This window comes from Paenibacillus vietnamensis (genome assembly GCF_020169515.1).
Classification (GTDB): Bacteria; Bacillota; Bacilli; order Paenibacillales; family Paenibacillaceae; genus Pristimantibacillus; species Pristimantibacillus vietnamensis.
The window spans coordinates 451687-470625 of record NZ_JAHMHW010000004.1 but is presented as its reverse complement, the minus strand read 5'-3'; the positions used below and the strand labels follow the sequence as shown (position 1 = coordinate 470625).

Here is an 18939-nt window from a genome sequence, read left to right as displayed (position 1 = left end):
GAACAGGGATGAAGCTGTTGATTGCCGACGACGATGAACAGATCCGGTCGGGAATGGAGGAGGGAATTGATTGGGCCGCTTTGGATATTAAACAAGTGGTTACGGCCTCTAACGGACTGGAGGCGCTGCAGCGGTTTACCGAACTTATGCCGGAAATCGTGGTGACAGATGTACGAATGCCCGGCATGGATGGTCTGGAGCTGCTTAAGCGTATAAAGGAGATCAGACCGGAGACGCGGGTTGTCATCCTGAGCGGCTATAACGATTTCGAGTACCTGAAGAAGGCCATCCAACTGGACGCCGTGGATTATGAGATGAAGCCCATTCGGGTACGCAATTTGATCGCCTTGATCCAGCAGATCAAGGAAGATATTATACGCGAACGGGCAACGGAGCAGGAATTTCATAAATATCTGGCGTCGTACAAAGCGAATTTTGCAGATGAGATGCTTACGGGCAGCCTCACTGACCGGTTGGTTATTCTGGAAGGCTTGCAGCAATATTTCGGTTTCGATGCTTCAGAGTCACTGATCTGCATAACAGTCGAATTGGATGGGAATTGGAAATCCGACTCGGCTTTAACGAAATCGGCCACGGATGCCGTTCTTCGCCTCTTTCAATCCGGCGATCTGGCGGAACGCGGGATCTGCCTGAGCTCCAAAGGCGGGAAGATGGTTTTCCTCGTACAAGCGAAAACCAATTCTTTTCTGTACTATACCCAATTTGCCAATGAAGTGGCGGGCCTGCTTCGGGATTGGAACCGGGAGACAAAGTCCGTGTGCCGGAGCTCCTTCTCTGCCGGCATCAGCAGCCCCGGCAGTGCGGCGGAATTTGAAAGGCTGCATCGCGAGGCGAACCTGGCGCTTTCGAGAAGAGTATATGCAGGATTGAGCTCGGTTCACATTTACGATTCTTCCACTACGATCCATGACAAAGCTATTGTCGGATTGCTGGACAATTCGGGGTTCTTTTCCCAGCTTTCAAGGGGGGAATTGGCTGCGGCCGCATTGACGGTGAGCCACGAATTCGACCGCATCAAGCAAGAACACATGTATGCCAGAAAGAGCTTATCCTCCTACTCCTGCAGTTTGCTGCAAATGCTGAAGGTAACGGCGCGAAATATCCCCTCCGATGTGATCGAACGGATCCAGGAGAGGATCGAATTCATCGAAGTGCACGAAGAATTTCTGCTGTTCGACGAATTCAGAGAGAGCGTGGTCTCCGTTTTCGAAGAGACTGCCGCCCGGTTATCGAAGGGTCTTAGTCCGCTCATGATCCGTGCGGACGAGTTTATCCGCAAAAGCTTTACGAGCGAGCTCACGGTCGAAACGCTCGCAGAGTATGTGGGCAAGACGCCCAATTACTTCAGTCACCTTTTTAAGCGCGAATTCGGCATCTCCTTTAAGGAATATATCAATCGCTTGCGGATCGCCAAAGCGAAGGAGCTCATTCTGAGCACCAATGACCTCATTTATGAAATTAGTGAACAGGTCGGGTTTTCGGACTATACGTATTTTACGCAAGTGTTCAAAAAGCTTGAAGGTTACTCGCCGGCGGTGCTTAGAAAACAACGTCAGGATTAGACAGAGACTCGATCAGGATGAGGATGATCGGGTCTTTTTGTGTTGACTCCAGGGATTAAAAAACTAAAGTTTTTGTAGTTTTCTCAATATATTCTCCAAGTACGTAAACGTATAATTCTGATTAATAACACGGTCAAGTTAAGAAGCAGAGCTGGAGGGCTTGATGATGAAAATAACAAAAGACACGAAAATAGGAAACATATGGTCGAATGAACATGGGCGGTCGGTTATCCTCAAGCACACGCGGGAAATCGAAAAGGAGCCTCTTTTCATAATCGTCCAAGCGAGTTCACTGGCTGAATATGCAGCTGATAAGCTGGTCCATCCGAACCCCGGCAAATGGCTCTCTACCATCCTTAAGGAACTGGAAAGTGTTGATCTTTCGAGGAAATGGGAGAAAGAAATCACTCCCTCCGACGATTACGAAGATTTGTCCGTAGAGATTGGCAGCGCCGCCTTACATGCATCTGTCTCTGCTGAAAAGTGGACGGTTTTCGAGCTTGAGCTTCACGGTCCATGCCATGGGAATCCGTATATCGACGTTGACCTCGGAGCTCAATTCACATGCGATGGACAATCCATTAACGTAAGAGGTTTCTATGACGGTGACGGCGTTTATCGGGTTCGGTTTATGCCGAATGCGGAGGGCGAATGGATCTACCGGACAACCAGCAACAGCCGAACGTTGAACGGTTTGGAGGGACGCTTTGCGTGTACGCCTGCACAGGAGGGAAATCATGGGCCTGTCCGGGTTGCCGATACCTTCCATTTCGCTTACGAAGACGGTACCCGTTATTTGCCGGTTGGCACCACCTGCTACGTATGGAATCATCAACCGGAGGAATTGGAAGAGCAAACGTTGGCGACGCTTGCTCAATCGGCTTTCAATAAAATAAGAATGTGTGTATTTCCAAAGTCCTTTATTTTTAACGAAAATGAGCCGCCTCGTTACCCCTTTCCGGGATCGATAGAAGAGGGCTGGGACTTTACCCGTTTTAATCCCGAATTTTTTCATCATCTCGAACGCCGGATCGCCGATTTGGGCCGGCTCGGGATCGAGGCGGATATCATTTTATTCCATCCGTATGATCGATGGGGCTTTTCCACAATGGATTCCACCGTTGATGCGCGTTACCTGAAATATATGACGGCAAGATTGTCGGCCTTCCGTAATGTCTGGTGGTCGCTCGCCAACGAATACGAATTGCTATGGGACAAGCCGGATGAGGATTGGGAGCGTTTCGGTCAGATCGTATCCGAGAACGATCCGTATGGACATCTAATCTCCATTCATAATTTTGTTAACGTCTTTGATCAATCCCGGCCTTGGATTACTCATTGCAGCTTGCAAAAATCGGAAACCGATCGTTCGGCGGAGTGGAGGAAACAATGGAACAAGCCGATCGTCATCGATGAGTGTGCTTACGAGGGCAATATAAGTCCCTTTTGGGGCAACATTACCGGCGAGGACATGGTACGCAGGTTCTGGGAAGCTGCGCTGCGCGGAGGATATGCCGGTCATGGGGAGACTTATCTGGATCCCGGGGATATTCTATGGTGGTCCAAAGGCGGAATATTGCATGGCTCCAGTCCGGAGCGGATCAAATTTTTAAAAGAGGTCATCGAGGAGTCGCCATCAAGCGTGCTTAACCCGCTCATGACCGAGTTTGAGTATATAGCGGGAAACAAGGAAGAATTTTATCTGTATTATTTCAGTTCCAGACAGCCGTGTTACTACGACTTCGCGATGACACCCGGTCTTTCCTATAGAGCGGATATCATTGATACATGGAATATGTCGGTTGAGGAATTAGAGGGAAGCTTTGAAGGGAATTTTCAAATCAAGCTGCCGGGCAGGCCATATATTGCCGTGCGGCTTACGCGGATATAAATTTTTGGGGCACCGAATGTCAGCGGATTAAGGGGGAAATAGAGAAATGAGCTTGTCTTTCCAAGTACCGGATCGGAAGCGGGTACGGTTTTTGATGAACACGGACGCCAAGAATGAGGCGGACGATCAATACGCGATTGTTCATGCGCTGCTTACCCCGCAGTTTATTCACAAGGGAATCATTGCCGCTCATTTCGGTACCGGACGAACTATGGAATCGATGGAAGAAAGCTATGCCGAGGCGAAACATGTGCTTAGCCTGATGGGAGACATGGGGAACGTTCCGGTCTATAAGGGAGCCAGGAAAGCTTTATCGGACGAGCATACGCCCGTTGTATCGGAAGGTGCCGAGGCTATTATCCGCGAGGCGCTCTCGGATGATCCGCATCGTCTCTTCGTCGTGTTTCTTGGACCGTTGACCGATCTTGCTGCCGCTTATCTAATGGAGCCGCGGATTGAGGACCGGCTGACGGCCATTTGGATCGGCGGCGGCTCTTATCCGAACGGAGAAATGGAATTCAATTTGAGCAACGACATCCATGCGGCTAACGTAGTCATGAACTCCCGAATTCCCTTATGGCAAGTTCCGCGAAATGTTTACGGCATGATGAGAGTGAGTCTGGCAGAGCTTGCGTGCAGAGTAAAACCGCACGGTGAGATAGGAAAGTACTTGTTCGAGCAGCTGATCCGGTTTAATGACGAGAACGCGGACGGGTGGCCAAGGGGAGAATCGTGGAGCTTGGGGGACTCTCCGGCGATCAGTCTCATTATGGATGATCATGAGTTCGGCTACGAAATGAAACCGGCACCGCGTATCACCGCGGACATGCATTATGTCCATCATCAGTCGGAGCGGCTGATCCGCGTATACCGCCATGTGGACGCCCGGTATACCTTGGAAGACATGTACGCTAAGCTGGAGTTGTTCGCCCGGAGGCAGTAACTATGCTGAGGATAGACGAAATCCAACTGCGGGGTTTTGTTCAAAGGCCGGCTTTCTAATTTTGTAACTACATTAAGGGGGCGAACCGAATGAAGTTTTCGCAAGTGGTTGAGCAATGGGGAACGTTCGAGATTGAGCTTCATGCGTCGGAGAAGTTTGATAATCCGTTCCGGGACGTTTGGGTGCAAGCCATCTTCAGAATCGGTGATGAATATAAACGCGTCAATGGTTTTTACGATGGAGGATCCGTATGGCGAATCCGATTCATGCCGGAAAAAAAGGGTAACTACCAGTTTATAGTCAGTTCCAGCACGGCTGAGTTAGACGGTCTCGAAGGTTCGTTTAGCTCCACCGCGCCTTCAGAGGGTAATCATGGACCTGTTCGGGTAAGCGGAACACACTTCACGTACGCGGACGGAACACCGTTCTTCGTCATGGGAACAACCGCTTACGCATGGACCTATCGTCCGGAAGAAGTCAGAACGCAAACGCTTGAATCATTTTCCAAATACGGTTTCAACAAAATCAGGATGCTCGTCTTTCCAAAGTATTACGGCGGAATGGTTAATGACGTCAAAATTGACTACGATCCTCCCGTGTTCCCCTTTGCCGGCAAACCAAAGGAATTCGATTTTCAGACGCTGCTACCCGAGTATTTCCGTAATTATGAGGAGCGGGTGAAGGATCTGATGACGCTGGGGATCGAGGCCGACATCATCTTATTTCATCCATATGATGCTTGGGGTATTGATTCGGGCATGCGGCAGGCTGACGATCTTTTTTATGTCAACTACCTCATCGCAAGGCTCGCTGCTTATCGGAACGTATGGTGGTCGCTCGCCAATGAGTTCGATATCTCGAGCACGCAGGAGGGGATGTTTTGTGCAAGGACAGACCGTAAGGACTGGGATCTCATCGGCGCCACAATCAAGGCAAATGATCCGCACGGGCATCCGATCTCCGTCCATAATCTGCCGATGCGGTACATTTATCCGAACCGGGATTGGCTGAGTCACGTCTCTATCCAGCATCCCGATACGTATACGCTCCTCTTGGAGTTGAAGCACCAATATAATAAACCGATCGTGAACGACGAGTACCAATATGAAGGCAATATCAAGGACGAGTGGGGGAACAGCGACGGGGAAACTACCTTATTTCGTCACTGGCTGTCCGCAATGGCCGGGGCGTATGCTTCTCATGGCGAAGTGTTCAAAATTGACGGGAACGAAACCGATCTATTCTGGTCTTATGGCGGAACGCTGATCGGAGAAAGCGCTCCAAGGCTCAAGTTCATGAAGGAGATTCTCGAATCCTGTCCTTACCAAGAGATGCAACGGGACTGGGCAAACACGGACGGTCATCATTACTTTGCCTTGAGCAAGGGAATCGATGAATACCTTTTCTTCTGCAGATATGACCTGTCTGGAAAAGGGTTCTGGTTCGGCTCTTATGACGGCAGCCGAACGGAATACGAGGTTTTCGTCTACGATGCTTGGAACTGCGTAGAAAAGGAAAAGTTGACTGTCAAAGAAATCGAGGGCAACCACCTTCTTCCGATTAAAGCGTGGACGGTGTACCGGCTCAAGAGAAAGGGTAAAGAGTTATAATTCGATCGTAAAAATAGTTAAGTGCCCGACATTGCCGAGACAATGCCGGGCACTTTTTTTCTGTTTGCTATCTGGAGGTTATATAAATCTCATATCGGCATTTCACCTTACCAATACTTTCTTAACTGCAAAATCGATTTTGGGCAGGCGGTTTTTTTATGAAAATAGAACGTCTCAAATAGTTAATAAATACGTCATAATTATTCCATAATTACATATTGAAACCAATAGTACATCATATATATAATAAAAGCGTAATAAATCGAGGAGGTGTGTGGATTTGAAAGTTGGTCTTAGCGGTACTGGCAGGATCGGAAGGTTGTACCTGCGCAGGGCGTTCTCGCAAGAGGGCTCACCGTGCGAAACGGTGGTCATCAACTCCACGTGTCCTTTGCCCACCTTGGCGCATCTGCTTCAGTATGACACCGTTCACGGCAAGTGGGATGCGGAGGTTCAAGCCGAATCGGACGGGCTGCTCATTGACGGCCGGCTGGTGCCCGTTATTTCGGAAAGGGATCCCGAGAAAATCGCGTGGCAGAACTATGGCGTCCAGCTTGTCATCGATGCGACCGGGAAGTTTACCGACCGCGCATCCCTCAGTAAGCACTTGCAGCGGGGCGCTCACAAAGCTTTGCTGACAGCGCCGGGGAAGGAGCTGGATCTCACCGTCGTTATGGGGGTCAATGAGAAGCTTTACGATCCCGCAACGCATCATCTGCTCTCGGCGGCCTCTTGTACGACGAACTGTCTGGCTCCGGTGCTTCAAGTTTTGGACAGTGCCTTTGGGGTGAAGGAAGGGTGGATGACTACCGTGCATGCTTTCACCAATGATCAGAACCACCTCGATAACCCGCATAAGGATTTGCGCCGGGCCCGGGCATGCACGAACTCGATCGTTCCGACGAATTCAGGCGTTTCGAAGGCTTTGGCGGAGGTGCTTCCGCACTTGGCCTCGCACGTAAACGGGCTATCCGTCCGGGTTCCGACACCGGATGTATCGCTGCTGGATCTTCAGGTCGTGCTAGGCCGGAACGTTCAGCCCGCAGAAGTGAAGGAGGCTTTCGAAGCGGCCGTGAAAGGCGGAATGGGGGCCTATCTGGCGTACAATGAGCTGCCGCTCGTTTCCTCCGACTACATCGGTAACGAGAAGTCGGCGGTGGTCGACGGTCTTAGTCTTATGATTCGCGACAATCAGGTTAAATTGCTGGCTTGGTATGACAATGAATGGGCTTATGCCTGCAGAGTATTCGATTTTGCACAATATATTGCGGCAGCCGAGCATCGGCTTAAGCGGCAGGGAGAACCATGGACGACTCAAGCTGTCTGAATGCTCTAACCCGGAATGCGCGGAAACGAAGAGAATGTTCAAGGAGGTAGTAAAGTAATGGGCAATGCCAAGCTGGTATATGCATTCACGGAAGGGCATGCGGGAATGAAAGCTCTGCTTGGAGGGAAAGGGGCCAACCTGGCTGAAATGACAAGGGCCGGTTTGCCCGTGCCTCCGGGCTTCACGATCACTACTGAGGCGTATCACACATTCTTTCGGGCGGGTTATCGGGTTCCGGCGGAGCTGCAGCGTCAGGTTCAGGAAGCGTTGAGAGGTTTGGAGGTAGAGAAGGGCCAGCGTTTTGGAGAACCTTTGAGCCCCCTGCTTGTGTCGGTCCGCTCCGGCTCGGTCACCTCGATGCCGGGGATGATGGATACCATATTGAACCTTGGTCTGAACGACGAGACGGTACGGGGGCTGGCGAGCCTTTCGGGGAACGAGCCGTTTGCCTATGACTGCTATCGCCGGCTGATTCAGATGTTCGGCAATGTCGTGCTCGGCGTGGAGTCCATTCAGTTCGAGCGGCTTCTGCACCGTCTGAAGGCAGGACTTGGGATCGAGCTGGACCGTGATGTTCCGGCGGATGGATGGCGCAGGCTCATCGAGGATTATAAACAATGTGTCCTCCGTTTTGCGAATCGGGAGTTTCCGCAGAATGTGCAGGAGCAGCTCGCGCTTGCTATTGAGGCCGTCTTCAAGTCTTGGAACAACCAGCGGGCCCAAATCTATCGGCAGCTTAACCGGATTCCGGACGATCAAGGGACTGCGGTAAACGTACAGAGCATGGTATTCGGCAACCGGGGCGATAACTGCGGAACCGGCGTTGTGTTCACCCGAAATCCGTCTGACGGTGAGAGTATCCTGTACGGGGAATACCTGATCAATGCTCAAGGCGAGGATGTGGTCGCGGGAGTCCGGACGCCGCAATCGATCGGGGCGTTGCGAGACGAAATGCCCGAGGTTTACAAGCAGCTGAAAAGCGTATGCGAGAAGCTCGAGCGCCATTATAAGGACATGCAGGACATTGAATTTACCGTAGAAAACGGAAAGCTTTACATTCTGCAAACAAGAAACGGCAAAAGAACGGCACAGGCCGCGCTGAAGCTCGCCGCCGATTTTGTGGCGGAGGGCGTGATCAGCCGCGAAGAGGCTCTGATGCGCATTGAGGTTTCCCATCTCGATCAGCTTCTTCATCGCGGACTGGACGAATCCGCCATTCGCGACGTTCTGGCTGTAGGTCTTCCCGCGTCGCCGGGGGCTGCAACCGGGATGGTTGCCTTGGACGCCGACACAGCCGCCGCTTGGCGGAAAGAGGGAAAGCCGGTCATTCTCGTGCGTTCCGAGACGACCCCGGAGGATATTCATGGCGTGCTTGCCTCCGAGGGGGTGCTGACGGCGCGAGGCGGAATGACGAGCCACGCTGCCGTGGTGGCGCGGGGGATGGGCAAGCCGTGCGTCTGCGGCTGCGAAAGCCTTTCAATCGATGAGGAGCAGCGGAAGCTGTCCGCCGGAGGGGGCGCGATAAGCGAAGGAGATTGGATCACCTTGGACGGTGCGAGCGGCCGGGTCATTAGGGGATGTATTCCTTTGAAAGAGGCGCAGGTTACGGAAGAGCTGCTCCGTATTCTCCAGTGGGCGGATGACATTCGCGCCCTTCAAGTCTATGCCAATGCCGACAATCCTGACGATGCTTTAACCGCGCGCCGCTTCGGAGCAGAGGGGATAGGGCTGTGCCGGACGGAGCATATGTTTTTCGCACCAAGCCGTCTGCCGGTTATGCAGAGGATGATTTTGGCAGACACCGGGCAAGAACGTCAGGCTGCACTCGATGAACTGCTGCCGATGCAGCGGGACGATTTTGAGGGGATTTTCCGTGCGATGGAAGGAAGGCCGGTTACGATCCGTCTGCTCGATCCGCCGCTGCACGAGTTCCTTCCCAAGCTGGAGGAGCTTCACGCCAAGTTCGAAGCTGCAGACAACGACATCGAGCGCAGTCAATACAGTCGGCTTATCCGCAAGGTCAAGTCGCTTCACGAGATCAACCCGATGCTTGGCCATCGCGGCTGCCGGCTGGGGATCGTGCATCCCGAGATTTATGATATGCAGATCGAGGCTATTTTTAAAGCGGCTTTGCGGTGTCTGGAAGCGGGGATTCGCGTCAGTCCGGACATCATGATTCCGCTGGTCAGCGATGCGAACGAGCTGAAGCTGCTCAGGGAGCGTGTCGACGAGATTGCAGAGCAGGTGCTGGGCGATGAGAAACGGAAGGAATGCGGCTATAAGGTCGGTACGATGATCGAAGTGCCGCGGGCCGCACTTACTGCCGGGAAAATAGCCGCCTATGCGGATTTCTTCTCGTTCGGCACAAACGACCTGACCCAAATGACCTTCGGCTACAGCCGCGACGATGCGGAAGGGAAGTTCCTGCCTAATTACCTGGAGCAGAAGCTGCTCCCCCGCAACCCGTTTGAAGTTCTGGACGGAGAAGGAGTAGGCCAGCTGATCGAACTGGCGATGATGAACGGACGCGCCCGCAAACCGGGTTTAAAAACGGGAATATGCGGAGAGCATGGCGGAGACAAGGAATCGATCGCCTTCTGTCACCGCGCCGGCCTCCATTATGTAAGCTGCTCGCCCTATCGGATCCCGATGGCGAGAATCGCTGCTGCGCAGGCGCAAATCGAGCATAGTCAAAATATTGAATTTTCTGCCGGATAATCAAGACAGACCCTAATCCTGACACACAAACGGAGCCACGCGAGTTAGCGGGCTCCGTTTATTGTTTTTCTCAAGTAGGCATTCCCGTCAATTCAAATACTGCTTCCGGAATTTAAGAGGAGTTAAACCGACGCTTTGTTTAAAACACGATGAGAAGTAAGGAGAATAACGGAATCCAACCTCTTCAGCTATGCGTTCAATCGACCATTCCGTAGTGACGAGCAGGCGTTTTGCCCGTTCCAGCCGGTAATCGAGCAAATACTCGATAGGCGTGCGGCCATACTTGGATTTCATACATCGAACAATGTAATTAGGGTGAAAATGCAGGGCTGCCGCTAATGCTTCATTGGTGATCTTTTCCTTATAGTTCTTTTGAATGTAGGCTGCCGCTTGTTCTGCCAATCGGGCTGCCACAGAGCCGGTGCGGCTCGAGCCTCTTTCCAGCATGGCGAGTAATTGGGCAAGCAGCCGTTGTTCCTCCCAGAAGGAAGAATCAATCGGCAGATCCAGCAGCTGCTGCATTAGATCGAATGCTCCCTCGAGGTTGGACAGCCGGGTCTGCTTCGGCAGGCGCAGGGTGTAGGGATTGATGAAAGGCCGTGACGAGAAGAGAGCTCTGAGCGATTCGGATTTAACAAAACTTTCCCGCCAAACCGTATGCTCGAAATGAACCCAGTAAAACGAGGTATCCTGATCGCAGGGCTTAACCGAATAATGCTCCCCGTCCGGAATCAGAAGCAGTGTATCTCCCTCCGTTAACGTCCATTGCCGGCCGTTCTCTCCAATATGAAGTTCTCCCTTAATGACGATCAATAAATCATATATGCCGAGATTTTTTCGATTCGGGTGATTGTCGCCGATTTGGAAGTCCGAGCGGCCCGATCCCAAATAGTAGGGCAAAGGAGGTGTCTTTAATTCGATCATCGTATCTTCGCTCAATGTATACCTCCAGTTGTGTTATTTATTATAAAAAAAGGTTCAATCCATTTCTATTTTATCGCTAGAATACAGCATATAATTGAACTCATTAAGAGTCAAATTCTATAGGAGGATATTCCAAATGAATAACACGCAAACCTGCATTCGGGACGACTTCTGGGAGGACTATACGGAATTGGTACGCCAGACCGTCATCCCTTATCAATGGGAAGCTTTGAATGATCGGATAGAGGGTGCGGAGCCAAGTTACGCGATTCGAAATTTCCGGATTGCCGCAGGGCTGGAGGAAGGGGAATTTGGAGGCTGGATCTTTCAGGACAGCGATCTGTATAAATGGCTGGAAGCGGTCGCCTATTCGCTTCGTCATCATCCGAATCCCGAGCTGGAGAAGACGGCCGACGGCGCGATCGACCTGATCGGCCAAGCGCAGCATGAGAACGGATACTTAAATACCTATTTCTCGATCAAAGAACCGGGGAAGCAGTGGACCAATCTCTACGAAGCTCACGAGCTTTATTGCGCAGGCCATTTGATCGAAGCTGCGGTCGCTTATTACGAAACCACGGGCAAGCGCAAGCTGTTGGACATTGCTTGCCGCTTTGCCGATCTTATCGATAGCCTCTTTGGAGCGGAGCCCGGCCAAATCCGGGCGTATTGCGGTCATCAAGAGATCGAGCTTGCACTGGTGAAGCTGCACAAAGTGACAGGTGAAGAACGTTATTTGAAGCTGAGCAGCTACTTCATTGACGAGCGGGGAAGCAAACCCAACTATTTCATTGAAGAATGGGAGCGCCGCGGCAGAACAAGCATTTGGTCGCAAGGTACGCCCAATCTTGAGGTTTATCAGTGTCATCTACCTGTACGTGAACAATCTGTAGCTGTCGGCCATTCCGTTCGAGCCGTCTATATGTACACTGCAATGGCGGATCTGGCGAGGATTACCGGTGACGGCAAGCTGCGCGAAGCTTGCGAGAGGTTATGGGACAATACGACCCGCAAGCAGATGTACATTACCGGAGGTATCGGTGCGACTCATCTTGGCGAAGCTTTTACGTTCGACTACGATTTGCCAAACGATACGGTTTATGCGGAAACCTGCGCTTCGATCGGTTTGATTTTTTGGGCGCGCAGAATGCTGCAGATTGAAGCAAAAAGCAATTACGCGGATGTGATGGAAAGAGCGTTATACAACAACGTGCTCGGAAGCATGTCCAAGGACGGCAAGCATTTTTTCTATGTGAATCCGCTTGAGGTTTGGCCGGACGCAAGCAGCAAAAATCCGGATAAGTTTCATGTGAAGCCGGTTCGTCAGAAGTGGTTCGGCTGCTCCTGCTGCCCGCCGAACGTTGCCCGTTTGCTAAGCTCGCTGAGCGATTATATTTATGACGTGTCCGATCAGGGCAGGACGGTGTATACCCATCTGTTTATTGGCAGCGAAGTCGGCTTTGAAACCGCGAACCGTAAGGTAACGCTGCGCCAAAGCTCCGAATTGCCTTGGAGCGGCAGAGTCGAATTTTTGATTTCGGTTTCGGACAAGGACATCGCCGCCTTTGAGCTTGCGCTGCGAATACCCGACTGGTTCCAAAGCGGTCTTCCCGTATTAAAAGTGAACGGAGCAACGCACGATTATCGCGTGGAAAACGGGTATGCGAGAGTCGAGCGGGAATGGTCGGATGGCGATACGGCGGAGTGGCTATTGCCGCTGGCATCGAAGCTTATCGCAGCCCACCCGTTAATGCGGGCGAATGCCGGCAAAGCGGCCATCCAACGCGGACCGCTTGTGTACTGCGTCGAAGAGACGGATAACGGTGCGCCGCTTGCTTCCCTTTCATTAGCCGAGGAACCGAACTTGACGGACCGGCTGGTTTTCGATTTGCTTGGCGGCTGCGTCGTTGTGGAAGGCGACGGACTGGCGTCGGATGAATTCGAATGGCCGGAGGATAAGCCTTATCAACCGCTAGGCAATCAGAAGAAGCCAGTTCGTTTCAAAGCCATTCCTTATTATTTATGGGGCAATCGCAAGCCTGGCGAGATGAGCGTCTGGCTGCGATACTGATCCATTCGTCATTTCGCTAATTAAAATAAGTACAAAGAGCATCCCCGGGCGAAAGCCGGCAGGATGCTCTTTTTTGTCATGTCTTCGGACGAGCCGTCGAAGGAAGCGCGGGTTGCCGGTCCGGCGATCTCTTCAACATGCGGGTAAGGATCATTTTCAATAAAGGGGATACGACGAAAAAAATAAAAAGAATCCGGAACAGCTGGTATCCCGATACGATCGAGAGGTCGGCACCTATTGCGTGCGCCATGATGCTCATCTGATCCATTCCGCCGGGAGCCATACTGAGCAGCGAGGTAGCCGCCGAGAGAGAAAACACTTTTGATAAAAAATAACTTAGCCCGACGGATCCGGTTATAAGCAGCATACTGCTTAGCAGCGCGAGCGTGATCGTCTGTTTTTTGCGCTGCAGCTGCTGCGGCCGCAGCATCAAACCCACATGACTTCCAATCATAAGCTGGGATATATTCAGCAGCGTGACAGGCAGCTCGGGCGGAGGTGCCGCAGCCGTCCACTGGACGATGCCCATGACCAGCATCGGGCCGAGCATAGACGCAGTCGGAAAATGAAGCTTGCGGGCGATCCAGGCTCCCAATATGCAGAGCGGCGCATAGAACAGCATATCGGGAAAGAGCCCTGACCAGGAGGGGCCAATGTCCTGAGCTTCAGCCGCAATGCCCGAAGCATGAAAGTTTCCGCCAATCCATGGGCTGTACAGCAGAATCGGCACACAAAACACAATCATGATCAGCCGAATGACCTGTAAAAAGGTGACCAGTGTCAGATTGATCGGCTTCATCTCGTCAGCCAGGGTTACCATCTGGGAGAGACCTCCGGGAACGCTGCCGACGAGCAGCGAAGGAAAGTCGAAATCGGTTGCTTTGGATGCCGCGTAAGCAATCAGCGCACATAAACCAACCAGCAGCAGGGACATGAGCAGCATCATCGGAAGCTGAAACAAGATGCCCTGCAGCGCCTCTTCCGTCATGGTCAAGCCAATAGCATAACCAATGATCAAAATGCCGTAATCCCGGACGGGCGTCGGCCACATCAGCTGCAGCTTGAATACTTGGGATCCGAGCAGCATAAACAGCATTGGACCAAGCAGCCAAGAGATGGGGATATGTAAGAATGTAAATATCAGTCCGCCCGATAGGGAAACGCCCAGACTTAAAAGAAAACGCATGTACAATCACTCCTGTTGTGAAAATTGTAATGTGCGGAAACTGCGATTTCAAGTTTTGTGCTGAAGGTATTCATTTTCTGTAATCATCACAAAAAGAGACAGCCCGCGCACCGCGGGTTGTCTCTCATTGCAAACGATTATTTCGCATTTTTTCGATCAATGTACGTGAGCTTGCTGACGATGTCCTGGTAGTAGTTGCCGAAGCCGGCTCCGTAGATCGTCAGCCCGCCGATGTTCTTCGCGTCTTCCTTCACTTCGAGCTTGAGCTCCCACTGCAGCCGGTTAATGTCCACATCGTCGATCGTGTAGTCGGAAACCTTCGTTCCTTCGATGAACGTGCCGTCAGCGTTGATCCGGATATGGACAAGCAGGCCGTATTGGTTCATCTCGATGTTCCACCACTCCGGCGTATATTTGCCGCGCGTGCCGCCGAAGTCGCCGGGGCTGGTCCATTTGCCGATCGGGAAGCCGTTGAACGAGAACGAAATGTCGGACGGCCAATGTTCGTTGGAAAGCGGGGCTTCGGAGGCGAGCTCCATCGTAATTTCGAGCTCCTCGGGATCTTCATCGGGCATCAGGTAGTTTGGAATTTTGTACGAGATATAGCCTTTCGAAAACCACAAAATTTTCGCGTCGACGCGTTCCGGGTCAAGGAAGTAACGCGGATCGTCGAAGCCCCCGCCGATAATCTTGTACTTGGACGCCAGACCGCATGTCGGCTTGACGTCGAAGTCGGTGAAATGGCCGATCGAGATGTTTGTAATATGGAAGTTGCGCGGAATGAGCCCTTTGCTAGGGAACACGAGCTCAATCCGGTCGGCAACCAGGGTGCAAAGCTTTTGCGAAGCTCCTTTGCCGGGTATCATTTCCGTGCGGACCAAGTCGGCCCGCTCAAGCTTCTTGACGTGCATCGTAATGATTGAATTGCTGAGTCCGAGCGCGGAGGCCAAGTCTTTCATGATCATCGGCTCCTGTCCGAGCAGCTCGATGATCTTGATTCGGACGTTGCTGGCCAATGCTTCGAATAAGGGGAGATTGTTCTCCGATACGATTGTCTCCATGCGACCTCTTCCAATAGTTCATTTTTATATTAAATATACCTTATCTACTTGACATTTGACAAGAGCATACATGGATGATTAAATTTTTGATTAATTCTATAAAGAACTTAATATAAATGTGAAATACTTAATAAAAAATCGTTGACAAAAACGATCATGCGTTTTAACATGCTAAATATAACAGGCAACTACGAAATACTTCACACTTATGTAAACAATGTAGACGGCTATCGTATGCTGGCATAATTGTTACCGTTTGCAAGCATCTGCTGTAAATTTTGGAAGGGAGGACGCATTTTTTCGGAAGGAATATGTAAACGCTATTATGGGGGCTTGTCATTCGCTTTACCAATAACGAGGAGGTTTTATAACAGATGAGAAAAGGTTCGATTATGATCCTCACCCTTATGACCGCGCTGACCATTACAGCGTGCGGCGGCAACAATGCGGGCAGCAACGCTTCGTCAGGTAACAACGCAGCGAACGGAGGCGAAAAGACGCCGGCCGAGAAAGTGGAAATCTCCATCTCGTCGTGGGGCGCACCGGATGAGCGTAAAGTGTTCGAAGCGGTGCTCGATGAATTCCAGAAAGCGAATCCGAACATCAAGGTCAAATTCATTCATATTCCAAACGATTATACGACGAAGATGAATACGATGATTGCCGGCAACTCGGCGCCTGACGTCATCTTCACGAGCGACGGCGACTTCCCGCGCTGGGTGAAGCAGGGGGCGTTCCTCGACATTACGGAGCATGTGGAGTCGAGCGACAAGCTGGACCTGGCCGACATGTGGGAAGGCGGCCTGAACCGCTACCGTTACGACGGCAAAATTACGGGCACAGGCGGCTACTACGCGCTGCCGAAAGATATCGGACCGACGGTTATGTACTATAACAAAGACATTTTCGACAAGCTGGGTGTTCCTTACCCGAGCGCCGAAACGCCGATGAATTGGGAACAAACGCTTGAAATGTGGAAAAAACTGACGGTCGACGAGAACGGCGACGGCAAAACCGATATCTACGGAGCAGGCCCGGTCTGGTGGGAAGGCTTTGTCTGGGGCAACGGCGGAGCATTGCTGAGCGAAGACCGCAAGCAGTTCGTGCTGAACGAGCCGGCCGCTGCCGATGCGCTGCAATTCATCTATGATCTGACTACTACGCACAAAGTTATTCCGGATTCCCGCGCGCTGCAATCGATGAACGACGGCCAGATGTTCGAAGCGGGCAAGCTCGCAACGATTACGGGCGGGCGCTGGATGGTGCCGACGTACCGCAAGCTGAAATTCGATTGGGATGTCGCGCCGATTCCGTCGGGCAACGGGACGTGGACAAACGGCTGGTCCGGTTCGGTCGGCCTCGGCGTCAACGCGAAGTCGAAGCATCCGGTCGAAGCGTTCAAGCTGGTTGAATTTTTCGCGGGTATCGAAGGCCAGACGAAAATGACGGAGCTTGGCTTCCAAATTCCGAACTTCAAATCGATGTCCGATGACGAAGTGTATACGCAGCCTGGCCAGAAGCCGGAGCATCCGGAAGTGTTCGTCAAGGCGGGCGAAGGCCAGCAGCCGGGTCCGTGGACTTACCTGCCGAACGGCAAATGGCTCGATACGCTGAACCAAAATCTCAGCAAGTTCTGGACCGGCAAAGAATCGGCGGCCGATTTCTTCACAAAGCTGAAGCCGCAGATCGAGAAAGACCTGAAGGAAGGCAATCCGGAGCTCTTTCAGTAATCCATAACGAGAGAGTGCAGCGCGGACGCCTCGCGCGTACGCGTTGCGCCTCCTTTTTAAAAGATAAGGAGGTTTACGCTTGGCGGAACAAATTAGAAGGGGGCCAGCCCTGATGAATGCCAGAACCAAGACGGTGAAGCGAAAGTCGCTCTACCGCAGCGAGATGTGGTGGGGGTTCCTATTTATCGCACCGCCGTTCATCGGCGTGCTCGTATTTTTGCTTTATCCGCTTGTGAATTCGCTCTATATGAGCCTTACGACGTTTAGCTTCGGTCAGCCTGCCGAGTTCACGGGCATCGAGAACTACAATCGCGCGCTCACGAACGATCCGCTCGTCTGGAAGACGCTGTGGAACACGTTCTACGCGGCGCTTGGCGTGCCGATCGGCATGATCGTCGCGCTGATCGTCGCGATGCTCCTCGACCGGAAGCTGCGCGGAAGAAACTTCTTCCGGATGCTGTTTTTCCTGCCGACGATCTGCTCGATGGTCGCGCTCGCGATGATCTGGCAATGGATCTTTAATGCCGACTTCGGCTTGCTCAACTACTACTTAAGTGTGATCGGCCTAAACCCGCCGGCATGGCTTGTCGACGAGAAATGGGCAATGATCGCCATCATCATCCAAGGCATCTGGGGCGGCATGGGCGTCAGCATCATCCTGTACCTCGCGGCGCTCGGCAACGTTCCATCGTCCCTGTACGAAGCGGCGACGGTCGACGGCGCAAACGGATGGAACAAGTTCATCCATATTACGATTCCGGGCATTTCGCCGGTGACGTTCTTCATTCTGATCACGTCGCTCATCGGCGCGCTGCAGGATTTCCCGCGCTTCCAGCTGCTTACAGGCGGGGGGCCGAACTACTCGACAACTACGATCGTGTACTACTTGTATACCGTGGCGTTCGAGTACAGCGAGATGGGCTACGCGTCCGCGATCGCCTGGTTTATCGGCGTCATCATCATGCTTGTCATTTTGATCAACTTCCTGCTGTCCAAGCGGTGGGTCCACTACAACTAAGGGGGGATACGAATCAATGAGTACGCAAACGACAACCGCACGAAAAGAAAAAACAAGCGATGTGCTTGCCAAAACGGTCGTCTACCTGCTGCTGATCGCCGGCGGCATCGTCATGGCAGTGCCGTTCCTCTGGATGCTGTCGACGTCGCTCAAGCCGGAAGGCGAAGTGTTCTCGTATCCGCCGCAGTGGATACCGTCGACGATCGCCTGGGAGAACTACAAGTTAATTTTTACGGATGCGCATATGATTCGAGGTTTCTTCAATACGATGATCGTTGTCATTCCAACGCTTGTGATCGGCCTGCTCGTCTGCGCGCTGTCCGCCTATGCATTCGCGAAGCTGCGCTTCCCTGGGCGTGACAAGCTGTTCATGACGCTCGTCGGCACGATGGTTATTCCGGGCGCGGTCATGATGATTCCGGCTTTCATTATGTTCAAGTCGTTCGGCTGGACGGACAGCTGGAAGCCGCTTATCATTCCGGGCATGTTCGGCGCGCCGATGACGATTTTTTTCCTGCGCCAATTCATTAAGCAGCTCCCCGACGAACTCGAGGACGCGGCGAAGATCGACGGGATGAACCCGTTCGGCATTTTTATGAAAATCATTATTCCGCTTACGAAACCGGCCATCATTACGCAAGGCATTCTGTCTTTCAATGCGGGCTACAACGATTACCTGGGACCGCTCATTTACTTGAATTCACCGGAGAAATATACGCTTCAACTCGAGCTTGCTTCCTTCTCGTCCTACTACGTGACGGAATGGACGCTAATTATGGCCGGCGCGGTCGTCGCGCTTGTGCCGACGCTGATTCTGTTCGCGTTCGCGCAGCGGTTTTTCATTGAAGGCATCGCCTTGACGGGCATCAAAGGATAG

General features: G+C 52.1%; 13 protein-coding genes. 10 read left to right on the top strand and 3 right to left on the bottom strand.

Annotated elements, in window-relative coordinates; genetic code table 11:
* Window positions 1–8: 8 nt before the first annotated feature.
* From KP806_RS12335 to ppdK, 6 genes are all read left to right on the top strand, one after another.
* Window positions 9–1583, top strand: a complete 1575-nt coding sequence (locus tag KP806_RS12335) for a response regulator transcription factor (protein WP_224723957.1) — start codon at window positions 9–11, stop codon at window positions 1581–1583.
* 166 nt (window positions 1584–1749) lie between these two features.
* A complete protein-coding gene (locus tag KP806_RS12330) occupies window positions 1750–3474 on the top strand; it encodes a DUF5060 domain-containing protein (RefSeq protein ID WP_224723954.1) in 1725 nt (574 codons plus the stop codon).
* Window positions 3475–3520: 46 nt separating this feature from the next.
* Window positions 3521–4417 carry a nucleoside hydrolase gene (locus KP806_RS12325; RefSeq protein ID WP_224723953.1) on the top strand — a complete coding sequence of 299 codons (897 nt, stop codon included), beginning with the start codon at window positions 3521–3523 and terminating at the stop codon, window positions 4415–4417.
* 89 nt (window positions 4418–4506) lie between these two features.
* The gene (locus KP806_RS12320; protein ID WP_224723951.1) at window positions 4507–6027 is read left to right on the top strand and encodes a DUF5060 domain-containing protein; all 1521 of its coding nucleotides are present in this window, start codon (window positions 4507–4509) and stop codon (window positions 6025–6027) included.
* A gap of 274 nt (window positions 6028–6301) precedes the next feature.
* Window positions 6302–7354, top strand: coding sequence for a type I glyceraldehyde-3-phosphate dehydrogenase (gene gap / locus KP806_RS12315; protein WP_224723949.1), 1053 nt, complete (start codon window positions 6302–6304; stop codon window positions 7352–7354).
* Between the two features lie 57 nt (window positions 7355–7411).
* Complete coding sequence (gene ppdK, locus KP806_RS12310; RefSeq protein ID WP_224723947.1) at window positions 7412–10072, top strand: pyruvate, phosphate dikinase; 2661 nt, start codon at window positions 7412–7414, stop codon at window positions 10070–10072.
* A gap of 87 nt (window positions 10073–10159) precedes the next feature.
* On the opposite strand, the gene KP806_RS12305 is transcribed toward ppdK, so the two are convergent.
* Window positions 10160–11011: an AraC family transcriptional regulator gene (locus KP806_RS12305; RefSeq protein ID WP_224723945.1), complete on the bottom strand. Its 852-nt coding sequence runs from the start codon at window positions 11009–11011 to the stop codon at window positions 10160–10162.
* A 121-nt stretch (window positions 11012–11132) separates the two neighbouring features.
* Here KP806_RS12305 and KP806_RS12300 point away from each other — a divergent pair, with 121 nt between their 5' ends.
* Window positions 11133–13067: a glycoside hydrolase family 127 protein gene (locus KP806_RS12300; protein WP_224723944.1), complete on the top strand. Its 1935-nt coding sequence runs from the start codon at window positions 11133–11135 to the stop codon at window positions 13065–13067.
* A gap of 76 nt (window positions 13068–13143) precedes the next feature.
* Here the strand turns inward: KP806_RS12300 and KP806_RS12295 are convergent, their stop codons facing one another.
* Together KP806_RS12295 and KP806_RS12290 are read right to left on the bottom strand one after the other, a co-directional pair.
* Window positions 13144–14253 (bottom strand): AbrB family transcriptional regulator, encoded by a 1110-nt coding sequence (locus KP806_RS12295; protein ID WP_224723942.1) that lies wholly within the window; start codon window positions 14251–14253, stop codon window positions 13144–13146.
* Window positions 14254–14390: 137 nt separating this feature from the next.
* Window positions 14391–15314 (bottom strand): ArsR/SmtB family transcription factor, encoded by a 924-nt coding sequence (locus KP806_RS12290; RefSeq protein ID WP_224723938.1) that lies wholly within the window; start codon window positions 15312–15314, stop codon window positions 14391–14393.
* 374 nt (window positions 15315–15688) lie between these two features.
* Here KP806_RS12290 and KP806_RS12285 point away from each other — a divergent pair, with 374 nt between their 5' ends.
* The 3 genes from KP806_RS12285 (at window position 15689) to KP806_RS12275 (ending at window position 18939) form a co-directional block, all read left to right on the top strand.
* Window positions 15689–17044 (top strand): sugar ABC transporter substrate-binding protein, encoded by a 1356-nt coding sequence (locus KP806_RS12285; RefSeq protein WP_224723937.1) that lies wholly within the window; start codon window positions 15689–15691, stop codon window positions 17042–17044.
* A 112-nt stretch (window positions 17045–17156) separates the two neighbouring features.
* Window positions 17157–18062: a carbohydrate ABC transporter permease gene (locus KP806_RS12280; RefSeq protein ID WP_224723936.1), complete on the top strand. Its 906-nt coding sequence runs from the start codon at window positions 17157–17159 to the stop codon at window positions 18060–18062.
* Window positions 18063–18078: 16 nt separating this feature from the next.
* Window positions 18079–18939, top strand: a complete 861-nt coding sequence (locus KP806_RS12275; RefSeq protein ID WP_224723934.1) for a carbohydrate ABC transporter permease — start codon at window positions 18079–18081, stop codon at window positions 18937–18939.